Annotated in this window: 17 protein-coding genes; 10 read left to right on the plus strand and 7 right to left on the minus strand. The window is 70.0% G+C overall.

Annotated elements, in window-relative coordinates:
* Positions 1 to 37 precede the first annotated feature (37 nt).
* Positions 38 to 913, minus strand: coding sequence for a sulfurtransferase (locus MNY62_RS08880; RefSeq protein WP_242343793.1), 876 nt, complete (start codon positions 911 to 913; stop codon positions 38 to 40).
* Between the two features lie 393 nt (positions 914 to 1,306).
* The gene (locus MNY62_RS08885; protein ID WP_242343794.1) at positions 1,307 to 2,299 is read right to left on the minus strand and encodes a hypothetical protein; all 993 of its coding nucleotides are present in this window, start codon (positions 2,297 to 2,299) and stop codon (positions 1,307 to 1,309) included.
* A gap of 116 nt (positions 2,300 to 2,415) precedes the next feature.
* Here MNY62_RS08885 and MNY62_RS08890 point away from each other — a divergent pair, with 116 nt between their 5' ends.
* From MNY62_RS08890 to MNY62_RS08900, 3 genes are all read left to right on the plus strand, one after another.
* Positions 2,416 to 2,961, plus strand: a complete 546-nt coding sequence (locus MNY62_RS08890) for a hypothetical protein (RefSeq protein ID WP_242343795.1) — start codon at positions 2,416 to 2,418, stop codon at positions 2,959 to 2,961.
* A 208-nt stretch (positions 2,962 to 3,169) separates the two neighbouring features.
* Positions 3,170 to 3,544, plus strand: a complete 375-nt coding sequence (locus tag MNY62_RS08895; protein WP_242343796.1) for a hypothetical protein — start codon at positions 3,170 to 3,172, stop codon at positions 3,542 to 3,544.
* Positions 3,545 to 3,548: 4 nt separating this feature from the next.
* Positions 3,549 to 4,097 carry a hypothetical protein gene (locus tag MNY62_RS08900; protein ID WP_242343797.1) on the plus strand — a complete coding sequence of 183 codons (549 nt, stop codon included), beginning with the start codon at positions 3,549 to 3,551 and terminating at the stop codon, positions 4,095 to 4,097.
* 171 nt (positions 4,098 to 4,268) lie between these two features.
* On the opposite strand, the gene rsgA is transcribed toward MNY62_RS08900, so the two are convergent.
* Positions 4,269 to 5,318 (minus strand): ribosome small subunit-dependent GTPase A, encoded by a 1,050-nt coding sequence (gene rsgA, locus MNY62_RS08905; protein WP_242343798.1) that lies wholly within the window; start codon positions 5,316 to 5,318, stop codon positions 4,269 to 4,271.
* A 494-nt stretch (positions 5,319 to 5,812) separates the two neighbouring features.
* Between rsgA and MNY62_RS08910 the strand changes: the two genes are divergently transcribed.
* Both MNY62_RS08910 and MNY62_RS08915 read left to right on the plus strand, forming a co-directional pair.
* Positions 5,813 to 6,490 (plus strand): hypothetical protein, encoded by a 678-nt coding sequence (locus tag MNY62_RS08910; RefSeq protein WP_242343799.1) that lies wholly within the window; start codon positions 5,813 to 5,815, stop codon positions 6,488 to 6,490.
* 28 nt (positions 6,491 to 6,518) lie between these two features.
* Entirely contained in the window at positions 6,519 to 6,917 is a 399-nt protein-coding gene (locus tag MNY62_RS08915; protein WP_242343800.1) for a nuclear transport factor 2 family protein, read from the plus strand.
* A 177-nt stretch (positions 6,918 to 7,094) separates the two neighbouring features.
* On the opposite strand, the gene MNY62_RS08920 is transcribed toward MNY62_RS08915, so the two are convergent.
* From MNY62_RS08920 to MNY62_RS08935, 4 genes are all read right to left on the minus strand, one after another.
* Entirely contained in the window at positions 7,095 to 8,288 is a 1,194-nt protein-coding gene (locus MNY62_RS08920; RefSeq protein WP_242343801.1) for a medium chain dehydrogenase/reductase family protein, read from the minus strand.
* Between the two features lie 66 nt (positions 8,289 to 8,354).
* On the minus strand, positions 8,355 to 9,317 hold the full coding sequence (locus tag MNY62_RS08925) for a tetratricopeptide repeat protein (protein ID WP_242343802.1): 963 nt from the start codon (positions 9,315 to 9,317) through the stop codon (positions 8,355 to 8,357).
* Positions 9,318 to 9,501: 184 nt separating this feature from the next.
* On the minus strand, positions 9,502 to 9,990 hold the full coding sequence (locus MNY62_RS08930) for a cupin domain-containing protein (protein WP_242343803.1): 489 nt from the start codon (positions 9,988 to 9,990) through the stop codon (positions 9,502 to 9,504).
* Positions 9,991 to 10,071: 81 nt separating this feature from the next.
* Positions 10,072 to 10,692 (minus strand): histidine phosphatase family protein, encoded by a 621-nt coding sequence (locus tag MNY62_RS08935; RefSeq protein ID WP_242343804.1) that lies wholly within the window; start codon positions 10,690 to 10,692, stop codon positions 10,072 to 10,074.
* 395 nt (positions 10,693 to 11,087) lie between these two features.
* Here MNY62_RS08935 and MNY62_RS08940 point away from each other — a divergent pair, with 395 nt between their 5' ends.
* From MNY62_RS08940 to fusA, 5 genes are all read left to right on the plus strand, one after another.
* The gene (locus MNY62_RS08940; RefSeq protein ID WP_242343805.1) at positions 11,088 to 11,936 is read left to right on the plus strand and encodes a hypothetical protein; all 849 of its coding nucleotides are present in this window, start codon (positions 11,088 to 11,090) and stop codon (positions 11,934 to 11,936) included.
* A 341-nt stretch (positions 11,937 to 12,277) separates the two neighbouring features.
* Complete coding sequence (locus tag MNY62_RS08945; RefSeq protein WP_242343806.1) at positions 12,278 to 14,902, plus strand: BACON domain-containing protein; 2,625 nt, start codon at positions 12,278 to 12,280, stop codon at positions 14,900 to 14,902.
* Positions 14,903 to 15,097: 195 nt separating this feature from the next.
* Complete coding sequence (locus tag MNY62_RS08950; RefSeq protein ID WP_242343807.1) at positions 15,098 to 15,766, plus strand: RNA polymerase sigma factor; 669 nt, start codon at positions 15,098 to 15,100, stop codon at positions 15,764 to 15,766.
* Positions 15,767 to 16,170: 404 nt separating this feature from the next.
* Positions 16,171 to 16,446: a hypothetical protein gene (locus MNY62_RS08955; RefSeq protein WP_242343808.1), complete on the plus strand. Its 276-nt coding sequence runs from the start codon at positions 16,171 to 16,173 to the stop codon at positions 16,444 to 16,446.
* 403 nt (positions 16,447 to 16,849) lie between these two features.
* Positions 16,850 to 18,940 (plus strand): elongation factor G, encoded by a 2,091-nt coding sequence (fusA, locus tag MNY62_RS08960; protein ID WP_242343809.1) that lies wholly within the window; start codon positions 16,850 to 16,852, stop codon positions 18,938 to 18,940.
* The last annotated feature ends 5 nt before the right edge of the window (positions 18,941 to 18,945 follow it).

An 18,945-nucleotide genomic window follows, 5' to 3' on the forward strand; every position in this document is an offset into this window, starting at 1 on the left:
CCCGGAATGATCCCCCGCGCTCAGCGCAGAGGCCGGGCTAGCCACCCACCTCGAGCGGCAGAGAGCGATCACGACACCACTCGTACAGCCCTCCCTCGTAGATCGCCACGCTGGGATGCCCCAGCCGAACAACCACGTTCGCGAGGCTAGCCGCGGCAGCGCCGGCACCGCAGTAGGTCACGACGCGTTCCGCCTCGAGGACGCCGCCGAGCTTCTCCCGAAGCTCCGGCAAGGGTCTGTAACATCCAGTCTCGCGGTCTAGGACCTCCCATGCGGTGACGTTGCGCGAACCGGGGATGTGCCCCCGCCGGCCGTATTCGTTGACCTCGCCACGGTGTTGCCGACGACCCAGCGCGTTGACGAGGCACACGCGCGGGTTGCCTATCAGGTCGAGCACCTCCCGCTTGCTCACCGCGAGCTGGGGTCGAGGATGGGCAACGAAGGTCGCCGGCCTGTACGCGCACTCCAGGCGACAAATCGACTGACCCGCCGCCCGCCATGCCGCCCAACCGCCGTCGAGTACGGCAGCCCTGTCGTGCCCGAAGTAGCGCAACATCCACCACAACCGACATGCCCACATGTTCTCCCGCCGGTCATAGAGAATCACGCGATGCTCGCTACCGATCCCGAGCTTCCCGACGGCGGCGGCAAAATACTCGGCGCTCGGCAATGTGAACGAGTGCCGCGATGCGTGCGGATCCCCCAGGGCGAAGAGGTCCGCGAAGGCACTGCCAGGGATATGTCCCCGCCGCCAATCACGCCGGCCGCTGCGGACCATCGGCAGAAACAGCATCCGGCTGACCTGAACTGTGGCATCGAACACACGCAGGTCTGGATCGCGCAGGTGCCCGGCCAGCCAAGCAGCCGACACCAGCGGCTCCATCTGCGTCCCCGGGACGGCTGCGTTGTTCATGCACGGACTCCCTTGGCGCAGCCCTGGTGGCGCGCCCGAGAGCTAGTTCCGCACGAGGGTACTCGCACTACCAGCCGCGCCTCGTGTGAACATGGGTGCGCTCCGCGGTCGAACGCTCGTGCCGACGTGGGCCCGCCTCTTTACCTCGACGCGGCGGCTAACACCGCCCACGAACGTCGCCGATCGCCGCGAGGAGCGTCGGGTAGACCATCGCCGTACCGGCGCCGAGGAGCACGCCGCCCGTGGCGAAGCCCGGGAACGCCTATGACGCCGGTCGAGACACGCCCACGACTCGTGGGCATCGTGGGCGCTCGTGGCCTGTCGGCGACTACCAGAGGCGGCGTGAGCCCCCCGTTCCCGCGCCATGGTGCCCGGCGCGGCGGCAGCGCGAGATCAGAGCGCGCTCTTCGCGAGCCACCAGCTCTGCGCGTGCATCAAGCTGCCCACGGGGAGCGTCGTCTCCCAGCCCTTGGACCAGTCGATCGGGCTCGACTGCCAGCCGGTCCAGCATAGGCCGTTGGAGCAGGCTCCGCTGCTCACGAAGTCACCCGTGCTGCTCGTCAGCATCCGGCCGCTCCCGCCGCTCGTCTCGAGCTTTTTCCCGTTCGGGAACCCGACGCCGATCCACTCCGCGGCGCTCGAGACGCCGCCGGGCGGATCGGGCAGGTAGGCCAGGGCGCCCGCCGCGGAGGGCCAGCAGCCGCCGGTGCAGCCGAAGTAGGGATCGGACACCTTCGCGTAGGTGACGTCGTACTCCTGCATCTCCCACCCCGGGCCGACGTAGTCGAGCTCGAGGATGACGCGGAACCCCCTCGATTGTTCCGGGCCGCAAGGGCTGCTGGTGCAGACGGCGTACGTCGCCTTGAAGATCCCGATGTACCTGCCCGCGTACGGCCTGCCCGGCACCACGCCGGGGGTGACCGCGTCGAACGCCCCCGAGACCTCATGCGCGGCGCCGTTCCAGGCGACGACCGTCGCAGCGAAGCTCCCGCTCACGCGGCCCCCGGAGTGGCCGGTCACGGTGATCGTGTACGAGGAGCCCGACACCCCGTCGGCGGCGTCGAACACGGCTCCCGCGCGGTCGAGGTACGTGACGGTGCCACCGGCCGTCGAGCCGCTCGCGAAAGTACCGGGTGTCGTTCCCAGGAACCCGAGGCGGATCGTCGCGTCGCCCGCCGCGGCAACGACGAACGCGGTGCCGCCCGCGTCGACGCCGGTGGTGACGTCGGAGGTCGCCACGCCCCCGCCGTCGACCGAGAGGGTGAGCGTGGAGACGCCTCCACCGCCGCCGCCGCCACCGCCCCCAGGGCCGACCGCGTCGCCGCCGCCGCTACATCCGGCGAGCAGGAAGGCCATGAAGAGCAGGGTGGCGCGGGTCCGTTCCATGTCGTGCCTCCACTCTGCGATGATGTCACATCACGCAAGGTGACAAAACTCCACGAGCGGCCCGGGTCGAGGCGCCGGCGTCGGGTGGACGCTTACACAGGGGCAGGTCACGAGTCATGACGAAGAGGAAAGCCGCTTTGCGTGGGTCGCTGGCCGCCATGATGTGGGCAACGATCCTCACGGCGATCACCACGTTGATCCTTCACGTCTCTGGAACGAACGAGAGCGTACTGCCGACCGGCATTCGTGCAGGAGCGAAGCTGCTGTCGCCGCGCTTCGCCGAGATCCTGATGTGGGCCGTGCTCGTTCTTCCAGTCTCGGGCATGGCCGGGGGGCTCGTCGGGATTCTTGGCGACAAGCTGCGAGCGCGACCGTTCGTGCGCGCCATCCTGCTTTGGCTGACGTTCTTCGCGGCGCTGAGTGTGATCACGGGGCCCTGGTTGACGCTGGTGGGGTCGGTCTACGAGGTGACCCACGGTTCGCCCTCACTCTTCCCACCCTCGGACTCGGGACTCGACGTCGCTTTGAAAGCGCTCTTCATCGGATGGGTCGGGACCGTCGCGCTGGCGCCAGTTCTCGCGATTCCGGTGCTGTTCGCAGCCATCACCGTCGAGCGCTGGACGCGTGCGACGGCAGGTGCGCGCACGCCCGGGACGCCTTGAATGGCCTCGCGCGTTGTTCGTCACGCGCGCGTTGGCCGTTCCCCCTCCCGAATTGCGCCTCGAGACCCGTCGCCCAGCCGATTCTCGGCGCCTCCGCTCGAAGCCCCCGGAAACTGGAGGCTTTGCCGGATCTGGGCTTGGTCTCAGTTGGCCTCCGGGACTTGGTCTCCATCGCGCTGCGCGTGAAATGGGGCAGGATGATGACCGCATGCGCTTGCAGTTTATCTCCGAGGGCTCGCAGGACACTCCACTCATCCTGATCACCTGCAACCGGGCGCAGGCGGTCGCGGCGTTCTCTGCAGCCTTGCTGCGTACTTCCAGCGGCCCAGTCGAGTTGCATCGACTGCCCGGGGTCGAGGCGGTGGATGGTCTGTCCCTCGTCGCGCACGCCACTCTCCGGGACCTCGGCGTACGTAAGGGAGCAGGGAGCCGATTCGACTGGTTCTTGAGTCAGAGCGGCTGGGAGGAGGTCGCCGGGCTCCTTGAGCCATTCGCGGAGCCGAACCGGACGACGGACGGCTTACAGTTCCTCAACCGCCACGGCGGTCCCAACGCCATCATCTCGACCAACGGTCGGTGGTGAGCCCGTGACCCAACGCGCCGCCCAGGACACCGCCAGCATCGACCTCACGCTCCACCTCCTCAAGTACCGGGAGGCCGCTCGCCACCTATGGAACTCCTTCCTCCGTGAGGACGACTCCGACGGCGCGGTCCCCGACGGCTTCCTCCTGGACCGATGGGAAGCCATCCAGGATGAACTCTTCGCTGCCCTCGTATTGCGCTACACGGGCGACGACACCCCGGAGAAGGTGAGACTCGCCCCGGGCGCCGCGAAGCCGCTCCCCATTCTCAAGGTCGTGCCGACGAGCCCGGAGGTTCCCGCCCACGTCAGCAGGACGAAGCCTGCGCAGACGTACTGGGACCATCAAGTCCAGAGGCTCGGCCCAACCGATGACCTCCGGTTCATCGCCTTCTTCGACTTCGGCTCGTATGACTTCATGGACTTCAAGTTCTTCCACGTCTTCATCCAGGGCTCCGAGAAGCACCCCGAGCTAGCGGGGCACGAGGCGCTGGTCGAGGTTCAGGACGTGCGCGTACTCCTCGCCGCCGAGCCGACCGACCAGGACTCGCCCTGACGTTGCGCTTTGCACGCCTCGCTGCCGGAGTCGTCGCGTTAATCGCCTGCAAGGAGCAGCGCTCGTGGGAGTCGCGCGCTTGAAGGTTGGCCGAGAGCAGCGCGCGGAACTCGGCCGCGGAGGCGAAGTTCGCTCGTCCGCAGGCCGGCGAACCGGAGCAAGCCCACACCCTCAGCGCCTCCGCTCGCGCGACAGACGGCGCAGCTCCTTCGACACCGCCTTCCACCGCTCGCGCTCCGCCCGCGCCGCGCCGCCCTCGCGCCGCTCCGCCTGCCGCGCGAGCTCGAGCGCGAGCTTGCGGTGACTCTCGACGCGCGCAGCGTCGATGCGGCCGTCGGCGGTCGCCTCGCGGACGGCGCACCCCGGCTCGGTGCCATGCGAGCAGTCCCGGAACCGGCAGCGCGCCGCGATCGCGGCGAGGTCCTCGAACGTCGCCTCGAGCCCGCTCGCGTCCCAGAGCCGCAGCTCGCGGATCCCCGGGCCGTCCACCAGCGCACCGCCGCCGGGCAGCGGGAAGAGCTCGCGGCCCGACGTCGTGTGGATGCCGCGGTCGTCGGAGGCCCGCACCGGAGCGGTGCGCTGCGCCTCGCGGCCGAGGAGCGCGTTCGTGAGGGTGGACTTCCCCGCGCCGGAGGGGCCCACGAGGACGGCGGTGCGGTCCGGGCGCAGGCGCGCCGCGAGCGCGGCGACGCCCTCGCCCGTGAGCCCGGATGCGACCTCGACCTCGACGGCGGGCGCGGCGGCGCGGGCCTCGGCGAGAGCAGCGGCGAGGTCCTCCGCCTGGTCCGGCTTCGTGAGGACGATCACCGGCTCCGCGCCGCCCGCATGCACCGCCGCGAGCGTCCGCTCGAGGCGGCGCGGGTTCGGGCCCTCGTCGAGCCCCTGCACGACGAACACGACGTCCACGTTGGCGGCGAGCACCTGCTCCGCGGTCGCGCCGCCCGCGACGTTACGGGAGAGCCAGGTGCGGCGCTCGAGGACGCGCGTGACGGTGCGAGCGGGCCCTGGGCTCGCGACGACGAAGTCGCCCACCACCGGGAGGACGCCCTCGGCGCGCAGCCGGCCCGGGACGACGACCGGGTGGGCGCCGTCCGGGAACTGGACGAGGAGGCTGCGGCCGCGATCCGCGACCGCGCGGCCGACGAGGGAGGACTGGAGCTCCTCCACGGTGAGCTGGGAAGAGAAGAAGGGACCGAAGCCGATGAGCTCGGGATGGACCACGGCTAACCTCGAGAGCGCGAGTGACGGACGGGATCCGCGCCCCTCGACGGAGGTGGCGGGATCCGGACGGGCGCGTCACCTGCCGTTCGGCGGGCGGACGCGGCGACTCGGGCTAGCGGGCACGATCCACGCCTCCCGAATAGACCGGATGCGGGTGCGCGGGCAAGCCGCGCGAGCGGGGCCCCCCGCTCGGCGTCCCGGTGTCGTCAGCCCTGGCTGCTCCGCAGATGACTCGCCCGGCGCACCTGGCTCCGATGCGGCTTGGCTCGCAAACCTTCGCCCTCCCGCCGAAGCATCGGGCGGAGTGCCGCCAGTTCGGTCAGGGAGCACCACGCCCGGCGCGAGATGACGAGAGCCCTCTTCCGGGCGCGGCCGATGGTTCGGCGCGCCGATAGGCATCGCGCATGTTCTCGAAGCCGAGGGCCATCGCGGTCCCGGCGCCCGCTCGAGCGACGCCGACGCCCGCTCCTGCCGCCGGACGAGCACGCGCCCTGGTGCGCCGATTCCTCCTCCACTGCGCGTTGCTCGTCGCCGCCGCGGTTTCGTTCGCCGCGTACGAGCACTTGAAGCTGCAAGGCGCGTCGACCGAATCCACGCTGGCCCTGGTCGCAGCCGCCGGCCTCGGGCTCTCGCCCCTGCGCGCCGTCGTGCACGAGCTCTTCACGATCGAGGGCGCGTTGCTGCACTTCGTGCACGGCATGGGCGGCCTCGCCTTGATGGGGCTGACGCTCGGCGGCGTGATCTCGGGCCGGCCGGTCCTCGACCACGCCGCGCTCGCGCCCTTCACGATCATGGGTGCCGCGCAGAGCATGATGCACCAGCCGCGGAACGCCGAGCAGGCCGTGGCGCTCCGGCGCTTCGTGACGAGCATCTCGGAGGTCCGGACGCTCACGAGATCCGGCGCGCTCGGCTCGACCGCGAACGTACGCCAGTCCGTCGCGATCCTGAGCGAGCTCATCGCGAAGGCCCAGGCGCTCGGGGAGACGGAGCTCAGATCCGATCCGGCGTTCCAGAGCGCGTTCAGGCGAACCCTGCTCCGCACGGGGGTCTCGCTCGAGCTCGACTCGGTCGAGGAAGCCCTGGGGACACTCGGCACGAACCCCGCGGCTGCGAGCTCCGTCACCGAGCTCCGCAGGCGACTCGCTGCGGCGCGCCACACGTTCGACCGCTGAGGGCGTGGTCTCCAAGGCAGGCACGGCCATGGATCTCGACCAACTAAGCGAGGAACAGGCGCAACTCTGGTCGCGTGTCGACGCGCTGTGGAAGCTGTCCTTGACGCGAGAGACGGCGCCCGTCCGCTGCGCGCTCCATGCGAGCTACACGGGCTGGGTCACCGGGCAGCCCGAGCCGCACGACAGGGAGGCGGCGGTGGCGTCAGCAGGGCCGTCGTCGCCGCGGGTCCTGAGCTACAGGCTGACCCCGCTGCGGATCACGATCTTCGACGGGATCGTCGGGGTCGTCCACTACAGCTACGTGGCCGAGGTCGAGGCCGGCGCGGACTCGAAGAATGTGCCCGGCCGCTGGAGCGAGGTCTATCTACGGAAGAACGGCGAGTGGCTGATGATCTCCGTCAGCGGCGGGCCTGACGGGCAGCGATGATCGAACGGAGGTCCACATCCTCGCTCTTCGCGACGCGCCGCTCTGCTTCTGACGTCGTGAAGTCGGGCGGCGCTCGTGCGCCACCATTGCGGAAGTCATGGAGCGGGGCCGCCCCCCATCGAGACTGGACGCTCGGGCATGAGCGGCGGCGCGGACGCGGTCCGATGCGTGCCGTCATTACGGCGCTCCCGACTGGAGCGGTGAATCGGTGCGCACGAGCACGACCTTGCCGGTCACGCCTCCCTTACCGAGCAGCTCCTGCGCCTGTCTCGCCTCGACAAGAGGAAATCGCTGCGCGATGAGCGGCTCGATCTTTCGCTGTTGAAGGAGGTCGAGCAGAGTGATCAAGTCCTGTCGAAACCACGCCGGCTTCAGCCGTTTGAGCGTCTGGATGCTGTAGGGGACCACCCGCCTCCGGCCCGGGAGAAGCCAGCCGCCGGCGATGTACAACGCGAACATGGCAGTTCCACGAAAGCGTTGACGACGACCTGGACGACGTGAGGTCAATCCCTCCCCGCGAATCGAGCTGCTGAGGCCATAGCCCACCACCCTCCCGCCAGGACGGAGAGCCTGGCGGGAATGCCAGAGGTGAGCACCGCCGATAGGGTCGAAGACGACGTCCACGCCCTCACCCGTGAGGCGGTGAACTTCCTTCACGAAGTCTTGATGCTGGTAATCAATCGGAATGCCGCCAAGGTTCGAAACGGCCGGCGCTCCTCGCGATGAACACGTTCCGTACATCTCCAGCCCGGCGAGGCGCCCAAGCTGCAATAGAGCCGTCCCGACCCCGCCTGCCGCGCCGTGAATCAGCGCGCGCTGGCCCGGTCTCACCTTCGCGGAACGGTGCATCATCTGGTACGCCGTGATGTAGTTCAGCACGAGGCAGACGGCCTCGGCGGCGTCCAAACCGGCTGGCACAGGAACCAGCTCGTGTTCCGGCAGGCAGACGAACTCCGCGTACGCGCCGTGGATCGGCATCGCGGCAACCGTCTGGCCTGGCTGGACTCCAGAGACACCGGCGCCGAGCCGATCCACCACGCCGACCAGATCCCACCCCGGCGTGAAGGGCACAGCGGGCGTCTCGGGATGAACGCCCTCGCGCGCCATGATGTCGGGCAAGGAGACGCCTGCGGCCAGCACGCTCACCCGGGCTTCACCCGCCTTCGGCTCGGGGCGCTCTTCTTCGATCACCCGAAGTGCATCGGGCCCGCCGTAGTGCGTGACGATGATGCGGGTGTGTCTCATGGTGTCAAACGACAGGGAAACATCCCTGCGACCGGCCTTCGACACGGACTTTGCGCTGATCGGCCGCACGCCGGAACAGGTCAACGCATGGGCGGTTGGGTGGCCCCGAACGATGGAGGTCGGCACGTAGCCGGCCTCACGGCCGTTCGCCGTGGACGACCGCGTCTTCACCCGCCTGCGCTCTGGGCAGCTTCACGGCTTCCGGCGGTCCGCGGGCTTCGCGAGGTACCGCTCCAGCTCGTCCGCCTCCCGCGCGTTTCCAGCCTTGCGATGGGCGCGCGCGAGGAGCTGCAGGATCGCGCGATCCTCGGGGCGCAGCGCGGCGGCGCGCTCTAGCCTGGGAACGGCCAGCGCGGCATCGCCCTCGTCGAGGAGCTTCCTGCCCTCCGCGAGCAGCGCGTCCGCGTCCGGCTTCTCGGGGCCCAGGAAAGCGGCCATCGCCCAGCCGCGCCGGACGCACTCCATGACCACGCCGTGGCCGGGAGCCTCGACCCAGACCCAGTTCCCTGCGCGGTGCGCGATGGCGACCTCGGTGCCGATCCGGACGTCGGCGAGCACGGCGCCGTCGGTCGCGCGCCTCGCGCGGAGCTTCAGGCGCGACGCCTGCACGAAGGCCTTCTCGCGCCGCGGCGTCACGCGCTCCACGCATCGCCACGCCCGAGGCGATGGCTTGTACTCGTCACCCCAGAAGGACCATGGGTTCTGGTGCACCTTCACCCAGGTCTCACGCGGCTCCTTCCCGCCGGCGACCACCTTCGTCTCGGCTCCGAGGTGCTCGCCCAGGCCGGCGAAGTGCACCCAGCCTTCGACCCCCTCGGCCTCGAGGCTCTCGGCCGAGTACGCGCACGGCTCCTCGGGGGGCTCGGCGAGGTACTCGAACGCGTTGCCCACAGTGAAGCCGCGCTGCCTCGCCGCGACGAGCCACTCCTCGGGCCTCGGCGCTTCGCAGACGTCGTGCTCGTACTCGCCCTGGGTGGCGCGCGCCTGGATACGGTACGCGTCGAGGTAGTACTCGGCGCCGCCGACCTCGTACACGCCGCCCTCGATCGCGACCCACGCCAGTCGCGGCGCTTCGACCGCGCGCGCGCCGAGGCTCGCGAGGACCGCGAAGCTCGCGAACACGGCGCGTGCGTGCAGGCAACCTCGGGAAGTCATGTCGGGAGTTCTAGCAACTGCGTCGCGCGAGGGGAAACGCAATGCGGCGGAGGCTCAGCCCCCAAGCCGCGTCCCCCTCGACGGAGAGCTGCTTCAACCTGAAGGCTGCTCGGGGCTTTCCGAACTCTGCAAGCATCGCGGGGGAAAACCGAATCCTGCGCCTACGGTGACGAGAGGGGCAGGTTCAGTAGGACGTTCCGTCCTTGTGCGTGAAGCGCCGCTTCCCGTCGGGGCCAACCACCAGCATGAGGTCGTCGACCGGGTAGACCACCTGGTCTCCGGGGGCACGGTCACCGACCTCCAGGACGAGCACGTCGTGCTCGGTGCGGTTCTCGAGGTGATGCGCCGGTCCGTTCGCCGGGAACCCAGCGCACATACCCGGAGACAGGATCACTTCGCCGCCGTCGGTGACGAGTGTCGGGTGGCCCTCGAGGACGTAGACGAACTCGTCCTGCAAGGTGTGGCGGTGGTGGAGCGCCGAGACATCTCCCGCGGCAAACCGTGCGAGGTTGACGCCGAAAGCCTTCAAGCCGAAGGGGTCACCGAGGGCGTGTTTCACTCTCCGCGACAACAGCGTCGCGAAGGGTTCAGGCACGAGGAGCGCACCCGTGCGTGAGGGTGTCGCGGCCGCCTCGACGGCGATCGGCGGTCTCGTCGGCTTCGGCTCAGTCATGCGCTCCTCCACGGGATGACCGCTCGAGGCGGAGACATCCCCTGATGCCCATAACTCGAACCCGCGGGAGCGGCGCGACCCTCAGCGCTCGACGCCGTCCAGGGCCGCCGCCCCGACGATGCGGCCCGCCACGAGGCGCACCCGCCACACGCCTCCGTTCGGGATGAAGGGTGGCGGGGCGACCGGCGCGGGCCCCGGGGCGACGCCGAGCGCGGCGGCGAGGAACGCCCGCATCACGCCGCCGTGGGTCACGACGACGGCCGGCGACTCGAGGCGCTCGGCGGCCCGGTGGACCGCCGGGACGATGCGCGCGAGCAGCGCGTCCGTGGACTCGCCGGCGGGCGGCGGAGCGCGTGGATCCGAGACGTGGCGCGCCCACTCCTCCGGGAACCGTGCCTCGCACTCGCACCGGGTCAGGCCCTCCCAGCTGCCGTAGGCGCGCTCGCGCAGGTCCGGGTCCACGAACGCGACCTCGAGCCCGAGCGCCTCGCCCACGATCTCCGCGGTGCCGCGGGCGCGGCAGAGGTCGCTCGACGCGATCGCGCGGACGCCCTCGGCGCGCAACCGCGCCGCGAGCGCGAACGCCTGCGCCCGTCCGGTTGCGTTGAGCGGCACGTCCGTCTGGCCCTGCCACCGCCCGGCGGCGTTCCAGTCCGTCTCGCCGTGGCGCACGAGGAGGAGGTGTCGTTCGGTCGTCGGCATCGGAGAGAGGTTTACGCGAGCCGGGCGGAAACGCCAGATCCCGCAGCCGACGAGCGCCGCACGAAAGGCCAGACGGCGGCGGTGACTGCGCCCAACAGACGCTCGCGGATCGGCTCGAGTTGACGGGGCCTGCGCTCGATCTTTCTTCGCTCGCTCATCGTGGTTCCTCGAAGCGGGGTTTTCCCCGGTTGGACGACGCGGGAGGCGCGAGCTGACCCCTGTTCTCGATGCGCCCGGCGCGCCGCGCTCGTAACCGGAGGAGTCCGCGCGCGTACTGGGTGCACGAGGTCTCGCTCTCCATGCAGGCAGCGGGACGAGTTGCGCCCGCCCCGTTCGCGGAACGTCGAGCGCGCGAGGACGCAGCGCATCGACATGCAACGGAAAGGTGATAGCGAATGAAGACCCATGGTTCTCGCTCGGTCGTGGCTGGCTTCGTCGTGCTGACGGCCATGACGTGGCTCCCTTCGGAGCCGGCGCAAGCGCAGGGCAACACTTCGAGAGATTTCGTCCCCCCGCTGGTATTCCAGGCGGCGGGGCCGAGCGCCGCCTCGATTCAGGGCACGATCGATGCGTACCGCGCCGCTTTGGGAGCGCCCAACGGCAACACGGCAGGGCCGCTCGCCAGCGGTCGCCGCGAGATCAACTGGGACGGTGGGGGCGGCGTCGACACGACCACGGCTCCGGTCACGCCGTTCAACGTGTTCCTGAACACACGCGGCGCCCAGTTCACCACGCCGGGGACGGGCCTTTCGCAGGCTCCGCCATCGGGCGGACCCCAGGGCGGCCTCGCGGGCCTCTTCGACAATCCGACGTACGGCACCATCTTCAAGACCTTCAGCCCGTCGCGCCTCTTCACGCCCGTGGGCAGCAACATCACCGAGGCCTCGTTCTTCGTACCTGGCACGAACGGGACCGTTCCGGCGACGGTCAGTGGCTTCGGCGCGGTGTTCGCTGACGTCGATCGGCCGGATGGGAGCGGACCTGGCAAGAAGCAAGGAGACCGTGGCGCCAGCACGCTGATCGAGTACTTCGACATCGACGGCAACTTGCTGTTCAGCAGCTTCGTCCCCGCCTCGCCAGGCGATGGGAGTCTGTCTTTTTACGGCATCCGCTTCGCTGCACCGGTGATCGCGAGCTTGCGGATCACGACCGGTGACGTGGCGCCGGGGCCGAATGACGAACCGGACCGTGACATCGTCGTGATGGACGACTTCATCTATGGCGAGCCGCAGGCCGTGCGGTAACTGCTCCTCGTCCGACGCGGGCACCCGTCATTCGGTTCCTGGCGCCTCCTCGAAGCCCCCGGTTCTCGGGGGCTTCGTCGTCTCAGATTGAAGGTACCCAGCGCGGAGGAGAGGACCACGACCCGTTCGCGCGTAGCGGACCGTCCGCGCGCAGGCGGCGCGTCGCGCAGCGCCTGACGACGCTCGCCGGGAGCCGTCTCGGGACCGGTGTCGGACGGGGTGCGCGGGGCGACGCTCGCACATCGCGCTGCGACACTTCGAGTGGCTCGCGACGGTCAGTGAAGTATGCTGGGCGCCCGCTCGCCAGGACTCTCGGCGCGAGCGCGTCAGGGGGAACGCCGATGGCTCCGAATCCTTCCCGCGGCCGCGCCTGGCCCGCCGCTCTCGGCGCCGCCGTCCTCGCGGTCTCGGTCGCCTGCAGCGGCGGTAGCGACGGCGGCAACACGGGTGGCGGCGGCACGCTCGGCGGCGGCGGATACTCGCTCGAGGTCGCCCCGACGGCGCTCGCGTTCGCGGCGGACCAGAATGCCACGACTCCGGCAGCGAAGACGCTCACGGCGAGGTTCGTCGGGGACGGGCTCGTCGTCGGCTATCCCCCGGGCGTCAGCGCGCCGAGCTGGCTGTCCGTGAGCGTGGCCACCTCGACCGCCTCCTCGGCGACGCTCTCGGTCCGGGTGAGCACGACGTCGCTCGCGCCCGGCGCCTACCGCACGACCGTGCGGCTCGTCACCGGCAAGCAGGACGGCAGCAGCGTCGTGTGGAAGGACGTGCCCGTCGAGTACGTGGTCAGCGCCGGCCTGCAGGCCTCCGCGACGTCGCTCTCCTTCTCCGCGTTCGACGGCGTCGCCCCGGCGGCGAAGACGATCACGCTCACGTCCGACGTGCTGCCCAAGGCGTGGACGCTCGCCGTCGAGTCCTCCGGCGGCGCCCCGTCGGACTGGGTCGTCCTCCCCGCGACCTCCGGCACGCTGGCGAGCGCCTCCGCCGACGTGCAGGTCGAGGCCGCGCCGCGCCCGCCGGGGACCTACCACGCGACCCTCGTCGTGAAGGACGGCGCCGGCGCGTCGCGCGCGAGGATCTACCTCACGTACCAGGTCGCGCCCGCGTTCACGCTGAGCGGCACCCTCACGACGCGCGTGACCGAGGCGGCGACGCTGGCGAGCCTCGACCTCCCCCTCGCGCTCCACACGCAGCTCGACGCCGCGACCGGGGCCAGCCGCGCGTGGCAGGCGACGAGCACCGCGGACTGGCTGTCCGTGATCCCCGCCTCGGGCGACCTCGCGGCCGACGCGAGCCTCGTCGTGCGGCTCGACCCGGCGAAGCTGTGGGCGCTCGCAAACGGCCCCTACACCGCGACGATCACGATCGCCACGACCCAGGGCGGCGCCACGACGGCGTCCGTGCCGGTGTCGCTCACCGTCGCGCTCTCGCCCGCGCTCACGGCCCCCCCGACCGTCTCGTGGTCGATCGGCGTCGCGGCGACCTCGGCCGACCTCGCCCGCACCGCGGCGGTCTCGAGCAACCTCGGCGAGGCCTTCGCGGGGCACGGCGACTGGCACGCGACCACTCCGGCCGCGTGGCTCCAGGTGACGCCCTCGTCCGCGGCGGACGGCGGGAACCTGACGCTCGCGGTCCCCGTCTCGGCGCTCGCGGGCCTGGCGAACGGCGCGCAGGTCGGGACCGTCGCGCTCACCGCCGACGACGCCCGCGTCGCGGGCGCGACGGTCCAGGCCAGCGTGAACATCTCGCTGCCGGACGTGACGCACGTCGCCCCGTACACCACCTGGGCCGGCCGCGCTCCCGCCGTCATCCTCCGCGGCAGCGGCTTCGGGGCCGGCGGGACGCTCCCCGTGCTCCTCGGGCCGGACACCGTGACGGGGACGGTCGTGAGCGACACCGAGATCCGCGTCCAGGCTCCGCTGCAGGCGGCAGCGGGTCGCGTGCCGGTGTCGATCGCGAACTCGTTCGGCGTCGCGCGCGCCACGTCCGAGCTGGTCGTCCTCGCCGACCCCGGCTACGCGTCGGTGGCGGCCTCCCTGCCGCTGACGAACGCGCCGACGAAGATGACTCTCGACCCGGAGCGCCAGGCGGTGCTGCTCTTCGGGGGCGGCCCCGAGATCCGCCGGCTCAGGTTCGCCAGCGGGACCTGGACCCAGGACACGTTCCAGGCGCCGAACGTGACCGGTGCGTACGTGCCCGCCGACGGCAAGACCCTGCTCGTCACGTCCGGGTACAGCGGCTCCCCGGCCCAGATCTTCTATGAGCTCGACCCCGTGACACTCGCGGTCATCAAGCAGACGAGCTATCCGGCGTACAACATGTCTTACAGCATCGCGGCGGGCCTCAACGACGGCCGCGTGCTCGTCATCAACTCGGACCAGTTCGCCCGCACGATCTGGTACCCGAGCCTGACGAGCGGCGTGTACGTGTCGGCGTACCATCCGATCGTCCTCGTCACCCGCGACCGGAGCCGGATCATCGTGGACGACGACGGCACGTACGGGATGTCGTCCTACGACGTCGCCGACGTCGCGTTTCGGTCACGGCCCATCGGAGCGGATCCGTGGGGTTCGAAGGACTGGAGCGTGAGCGGCGACGGCGGCCGCCTCGCGGTCGACGCCGCCGTCTACGACCGCGACTTCAACTTGCTCGGGATGGTGAGCCTGCCGGAGCCGGGCGTCAGGACCGTCGCCGTCTCGCCCGACGGCGCAACGCTCTACACGCTCGCGTTTGCGCAGAACCCGACGACCTCCGCCTGGTACTGGACCTTTCGCCGCACGGACATCGCCGGCGCGCCGCCCTACACGACTGACGCGACGGCGCTCCCTTTCGCCATCGCTTCGAACGAGTCCCCCTACGCGATGGCCGTGAGCGAGGACGGGAGCACGCTCTTCCTGCTCACGCATACCGTGTCGACGAGCGTGACGACGACGGCGGTCACGTTCCGGGCGTTCCCGCTGAAGTAGCCTGCAGCCTGCTCACTCCGGTCCGCCCGGCGCCGTCATGCCGAGCCGGCGCACGCTCGGGACTGCGACGCTCTGATAGGCGCGCAGTCAGCCGGGCAGCTGACAGACTGGGCGGACGCCCGGACGGTGCATGCTGGCTGGTTGTCCCTTCACCACCGCTCGAGGGATCATGAGGGCACACTCGAGAGAATCGTCGTGACACCCGTCGGGCCGTGCTGCGCCAGACGCGAAGAGCAGGACCAAACGGTCATGAGCTTTGAACCGGCTGGGCTCACCATCGAGAGACTCCACAGGGACTACGGCGACCGCATCCGCCGTTACCTGGCACGCCTCGTCGGCACGACCGAGGCCGAGGACCTCGCGCAAGACGTCTTCGAGAAGGCTCAGCGCACCATCGGCACGTTCCGGGGAGACTCGCGCGTCCTGACGTGGCTCTACCGCGTCGCGACGAACGTGGCCATCGACCGACTGAGGAGCGCCGGGCGGCGAGCCGCTCTCGAGGACGAGGACGACGGCGCTGATCCGCTGGACGCGGCGCTCTCCGCAGACGCGGCGCAAGAGCGTTCTCTCGACGACGAGCTCGACCGCTCGCGAATGCGGGAGTGCATCCTGGGGATTGTCGAGCAGCTTCCCTCGAGCCAGCGCGCGGCGATCCTGCTCGGGGAGCTTCGCGGGTTCAGCGACCGCGAGCTGGCCGATGCGCTCGGCATCTCACTCGGAGCCGCCAAGATCCGGCTTCATCGCGCGCGCCGGGCGTTGAAGCTTGCGCTGGAGCGCGCCTGCGACTTCGACCGCGACGAGCAGAACGAGTTCGCCTGCGCGCCCAAGAGCGGTGGCCTCGTCTCGCTGGTCCGCGGCAAGTAGACGATCACCCGTATCCTTTCAGGTCCCCGGTTCGTCCACGCAGAAGACGAACCCGCACTCCGCCGATATCCGTCGAGGGCAGGGAGGACCTGGGACGCGAGGCGACAGCGCGGATGCAGCGACGCGGGTGAAGCGCCGGAACACGAATGATGCGAAGTCGAGGGAGGTAGTCGCATGCCGTGGTGCGGATACTGGGGAACGACCGGAATTGCCTACGCGTGGATCCTTCCGCTGATCGGTCTCGTCCTCATGGGAGTGATGTTCTTCGTCTGTTCCCGTGGCTTCGGATGCATGGGCCGGCGCCGGCACTCTTCCGGAGATGTCTCGGGCCTGCAGCGCGAGGTCGAGAGCTTGAAGGAGGACGTCCGGAAGCTGCTTCGCAACCCGAACTGACGGAGAAGACGATGGAAAACGGAGCCAAGCCGACGCAGGAGCCGATGGATGTTCCGTCGATGATGCAGCAGATGATGGAGAGGATGTGCGGCGCGGGCGAGTTCAGCCCGGCCGACATGTGCCGGCGGATGATGGCGTCGAAGGAACCGACGACGAAGGTCCGGGCGCAGTCCGCCGCGCCGGGGGACTGCACGTCGTTCGAGGAGCCGGGCCGCAGCGCCCACGACGAGTGGGCTCGCGACGACTGCTGCGGCCCTCGGTCAGGATGCGCGCCGAAGCGCCGGTAGACCTCTGCTGCGCCGCGCGGTGTCGGCGCCCCGCGTCCGGTCGTACAGCACGCCCCGCGACGCTCGTGAACCGCTAGGCGGCGTGACGCCGGGCGGCTGCCCTGCTCGCGCGGGCGGGGTCCTCGGCCGGCCGCTCCGAGGGTCCCGAGGCGCCCTCCAGCACCGACCTGCGCGCCGAGTTGCGAAACGCCACCGGTTGTGCAAGTTTGCGCGCGCGCGCGACGCCGTCGAGTGGGTGAAGGGCGCATGTTTCCGCACCGGTCGGCCCGCTGGAGAGAAATTCCAGCGACGCGCGACGGGTTCGACACGAGCGGCGTCCATGCTGGCCAGGCGGATGGCCAAGCGGCGCCGCGCACCGATTCGCGCATGCTGGTCGGTACGCCCCCGCAGGTGGAGGTACGACGTGTACACGGATTTCTCGAAGCTCCGGAACATCGGGATCTCGGCCCACATCGACAGCGGGAAGACCACGCTGACGGAGCGGATCCTCTTCTACACGAACCGGATCCACGCCATTCACGAGGTGAAGGGCAAGGACGGCGTCGGCGCCAAGATGGACTCGATGGAGCTCGAGCGCGAGCGCGGTATCACCATCGCCTCGGCCGCGACGCACTGTGAGTGGAAGGGGCTCCACTTCAACATCATCGACACCCCCGGGCACGTCGACTTCACCATCGAGGTCGAGCGGTCGCTGCGCGTCCTGGACGGCGCGATCCTGGTGCTCTGCGCCGTCGCCGGCGTCCAGAGCCAGTCGCTCACCGTCGACCGCCAGATGCGGCGCTACAAGGTGCCGCGCGTCGCGTTCGTCAACAAGTGCGACCGGTCCGGCGCGAACCCGCTCCGGGTGAAGGACCAGCTCCGCGAGAAGCTCCAGCACAACCCCGTGCTGATGCAGCTCCCGATCGGCCTCGAGGACAAGTTCGAGGGCGTCGTCGACCTCGTGACGATGAAGGCGGTCCGCTTCAGCGGCGACGACGGCGAGGTCATCAGCGAGTCCGAGATCCCCGCCGAGCTGCTGGCGGAGGCGTCCAGGGCGCGCGAGGAGATGCTCGACGCCGCGTCGATGTTCTCCGACGAGCTGACCGAGGCGATCCTCGAGGAGCGGGTCACCGAGGCGCTCATCAAGGCGGCGATCCGCAAGGGGACGATCGCGCTGAAGCTCACGCCCGTGTTCATGGGCTCGGCGTACAAGAACAAGGCCGTCCAGAAGCTGCTCGACGGCGTCGTCGACTACCTCCCCGACCCCACCGAGGTGGTCAACGAGGCCCACGATCTCGCCGCCGACGAGGCGAAGGTCGTGCTCTCGATCGACAACGACAAGCCGACCGTGGCGCTCGCGTTCAAGCTCGAGGACGGCCGGTACGGTCAGCTCACCTACCTGCGCATCTACCAGGGCAAGCTCTCGCGCGACATGTTCATCACCAACATGCGCACGAAGAAGGATCACCGGGTCGGGCGGCTCGTGCGCATGCACTCCGACGAGATGGAGGACATCGACGCCGCTGGATCCGGCGACATCGTCGCGATGTTCGGGATCGAGTGCAACTCGGGCGACACGTTCACCGACGGCAAGGTCAAGCTCAACATGACCTCGATGCACGTGCCGGATCCGGTGATCTCCCTCTCCATCAAGCCGGCCGACTCGAAGAGCGAGGTCAACATGGGGAAGGCGCTCCGGCGCTTCACCCGCGAGGACCCCACGTTCCGCGCCGGTATCGACGAGGAGAGCAGCGAGACGATCATCCGCGGGATGGGCGAGCTGCACCTCGAGGTCTACATCGAGCGCATGAAGCGCGAGTACAACGCGCTCGTCGAGGTGTCCCCGCCGCAGGTCGCCTATCGCGAGACGGTGAGCCAGCGCGCCGAATTCGCCTACACGCACAAGAAGCAGACCGGCGGGTCGGGGCAGTTCGGCCGGGTGTGCGGCTACATCGAGCCCTGCGAGCAGGCGTTCGAGTTCGTCGACGACGTGGTGGGCGGCTCGATCCCCCGCGAGTTCATCTCCTCTGTCGAGAAGGGCTTCCGCTCGATGATCGCGAAGGGGAGGCTCCTCGGCTTCCCCGTGGTGAACGTGCGCGTCGTCATCAACGACGGCGCGAGCCACGCGGTCGACTCGTCCGACATCGCGTTCCAGGAGGCCGCGCGCGGCGCCTGGCGCGAGGGCTTCGATCGCGCGAAGCCGCGCCTGCTCGAGCCGATCATGCGGGTCGTCGTCGAGACGCCGGCCGAGTTCTCGGGCGGCGTCCTCGGCACGCTCATGCAGCGGCGCGCGATGATCGTCGGCTCGCAGGAGGACGGCGGGCTCGTCCGGGTCGAGGCCGAGGTGCCGCTCGCCGAGATGTTCGGGTACTCCACGACGCTCCGCTCCTCGACGCAGGGCAAGGCGGAGTTCAGCATGGAGTTCTCCCGGTACCTGCCGGTTCCGGCGGCGATGGCCGAGGAGCTCATGTCGAAGGCGGCCGGCAAGAAGGCCGCGGAGGGCGGCAAGAAGTAGATCCC

The sequence above is a fragment of the Anaeromyxobacter terrae genome (assembly GCF_022690685.1).
GTDB classification, from domain to species: Bacteria; Myxococcota; Myxococcia; order Myxococcales; family Anaeromyxobacteraceae; genus Anaeromyxobacter; species Anaeromyxobacter terrae.

Bases quoted from the DNA above. Each gene is read 5' to 3' on its own strand.
- MNY62_RS08885 (WP_242343794.1), bottom strand. From the start codon at position 2,299: ATGGAACGGACCCGCGCCACCCTGCTCTTCATGGCCTTCCTGCTCGCC.
- MNY62_RS08895 (WP_242343796.1), top strand. From the start codon at position 3,170: ATGCGCTTGCAGTTTATCTCCGAGGGCTCGCAGGACACTCCACTCATC.
- MNY62_RS08890 (WP_242343795.1), top strand. From the start codon at position 2,416: ATGACGAAGAGGAAAGCCGCTTTGCGTGGGTCGCTGGCCGCCATGATG.
- MNY62_RS08880 (WP_242343793.1), bottom strand. From the start codon at position 913: ATGAACAACGCAGCCGTCCCGGGGACGCAGATGGAGCCGCTGGTGTCG.
- MNY62_RS08925 (WP_242343802.1), bottom strand. From the start codon at position 9,317: ATGACTTCCCGAGGTTGCCTGCACGCACGCGCCGTGTTCGCGAGCTTC.
- MNY62_RS08945 (WP_242343806.1), top strand. From the start codon at position 12,278: ATGGCTCCGAATCCTTCCCGCGGCCGCGCCTGGCCCGCCGCTCTCGGC.
- MNY62_RS08955 (WP_242343808.1), top strand. From the start codon at position 16,171: ATGGAAAACGGAGCCAAGCCGACGCAGGAGCCGATGGATGTTCCGTCG.
- MNY62_RS08935 (WP_242343804.1), bottom strand. From the start codon at position 10,692: ATGCCGACGACCGAACGACACCTCCTCCTCGTGCGCCACGGCGAGACG.
- MNY62_RS08915 (WP_242343800.1), top strand. From the start codon at position 6,519: ATGGATCTCGACCAACTAAGCGAGGAACAGGCGCAACTCTGGTCGCGT.
- MNY62_RS08940 (WP_242343805.1), top strand. From the start codon at position 11,088: ATGAAGACCCATGGTTCTCGCTCGGTCGTGGCTGGCTTCGTCGTGCTG.
- MNY62_RS08930 (WP_242343803.1), bottom strand. From the start codon at position 9,990: ATGACTGAGCCGAAGCCGACGAGACCGCCGATCGCCGTCGAGGCGGCC.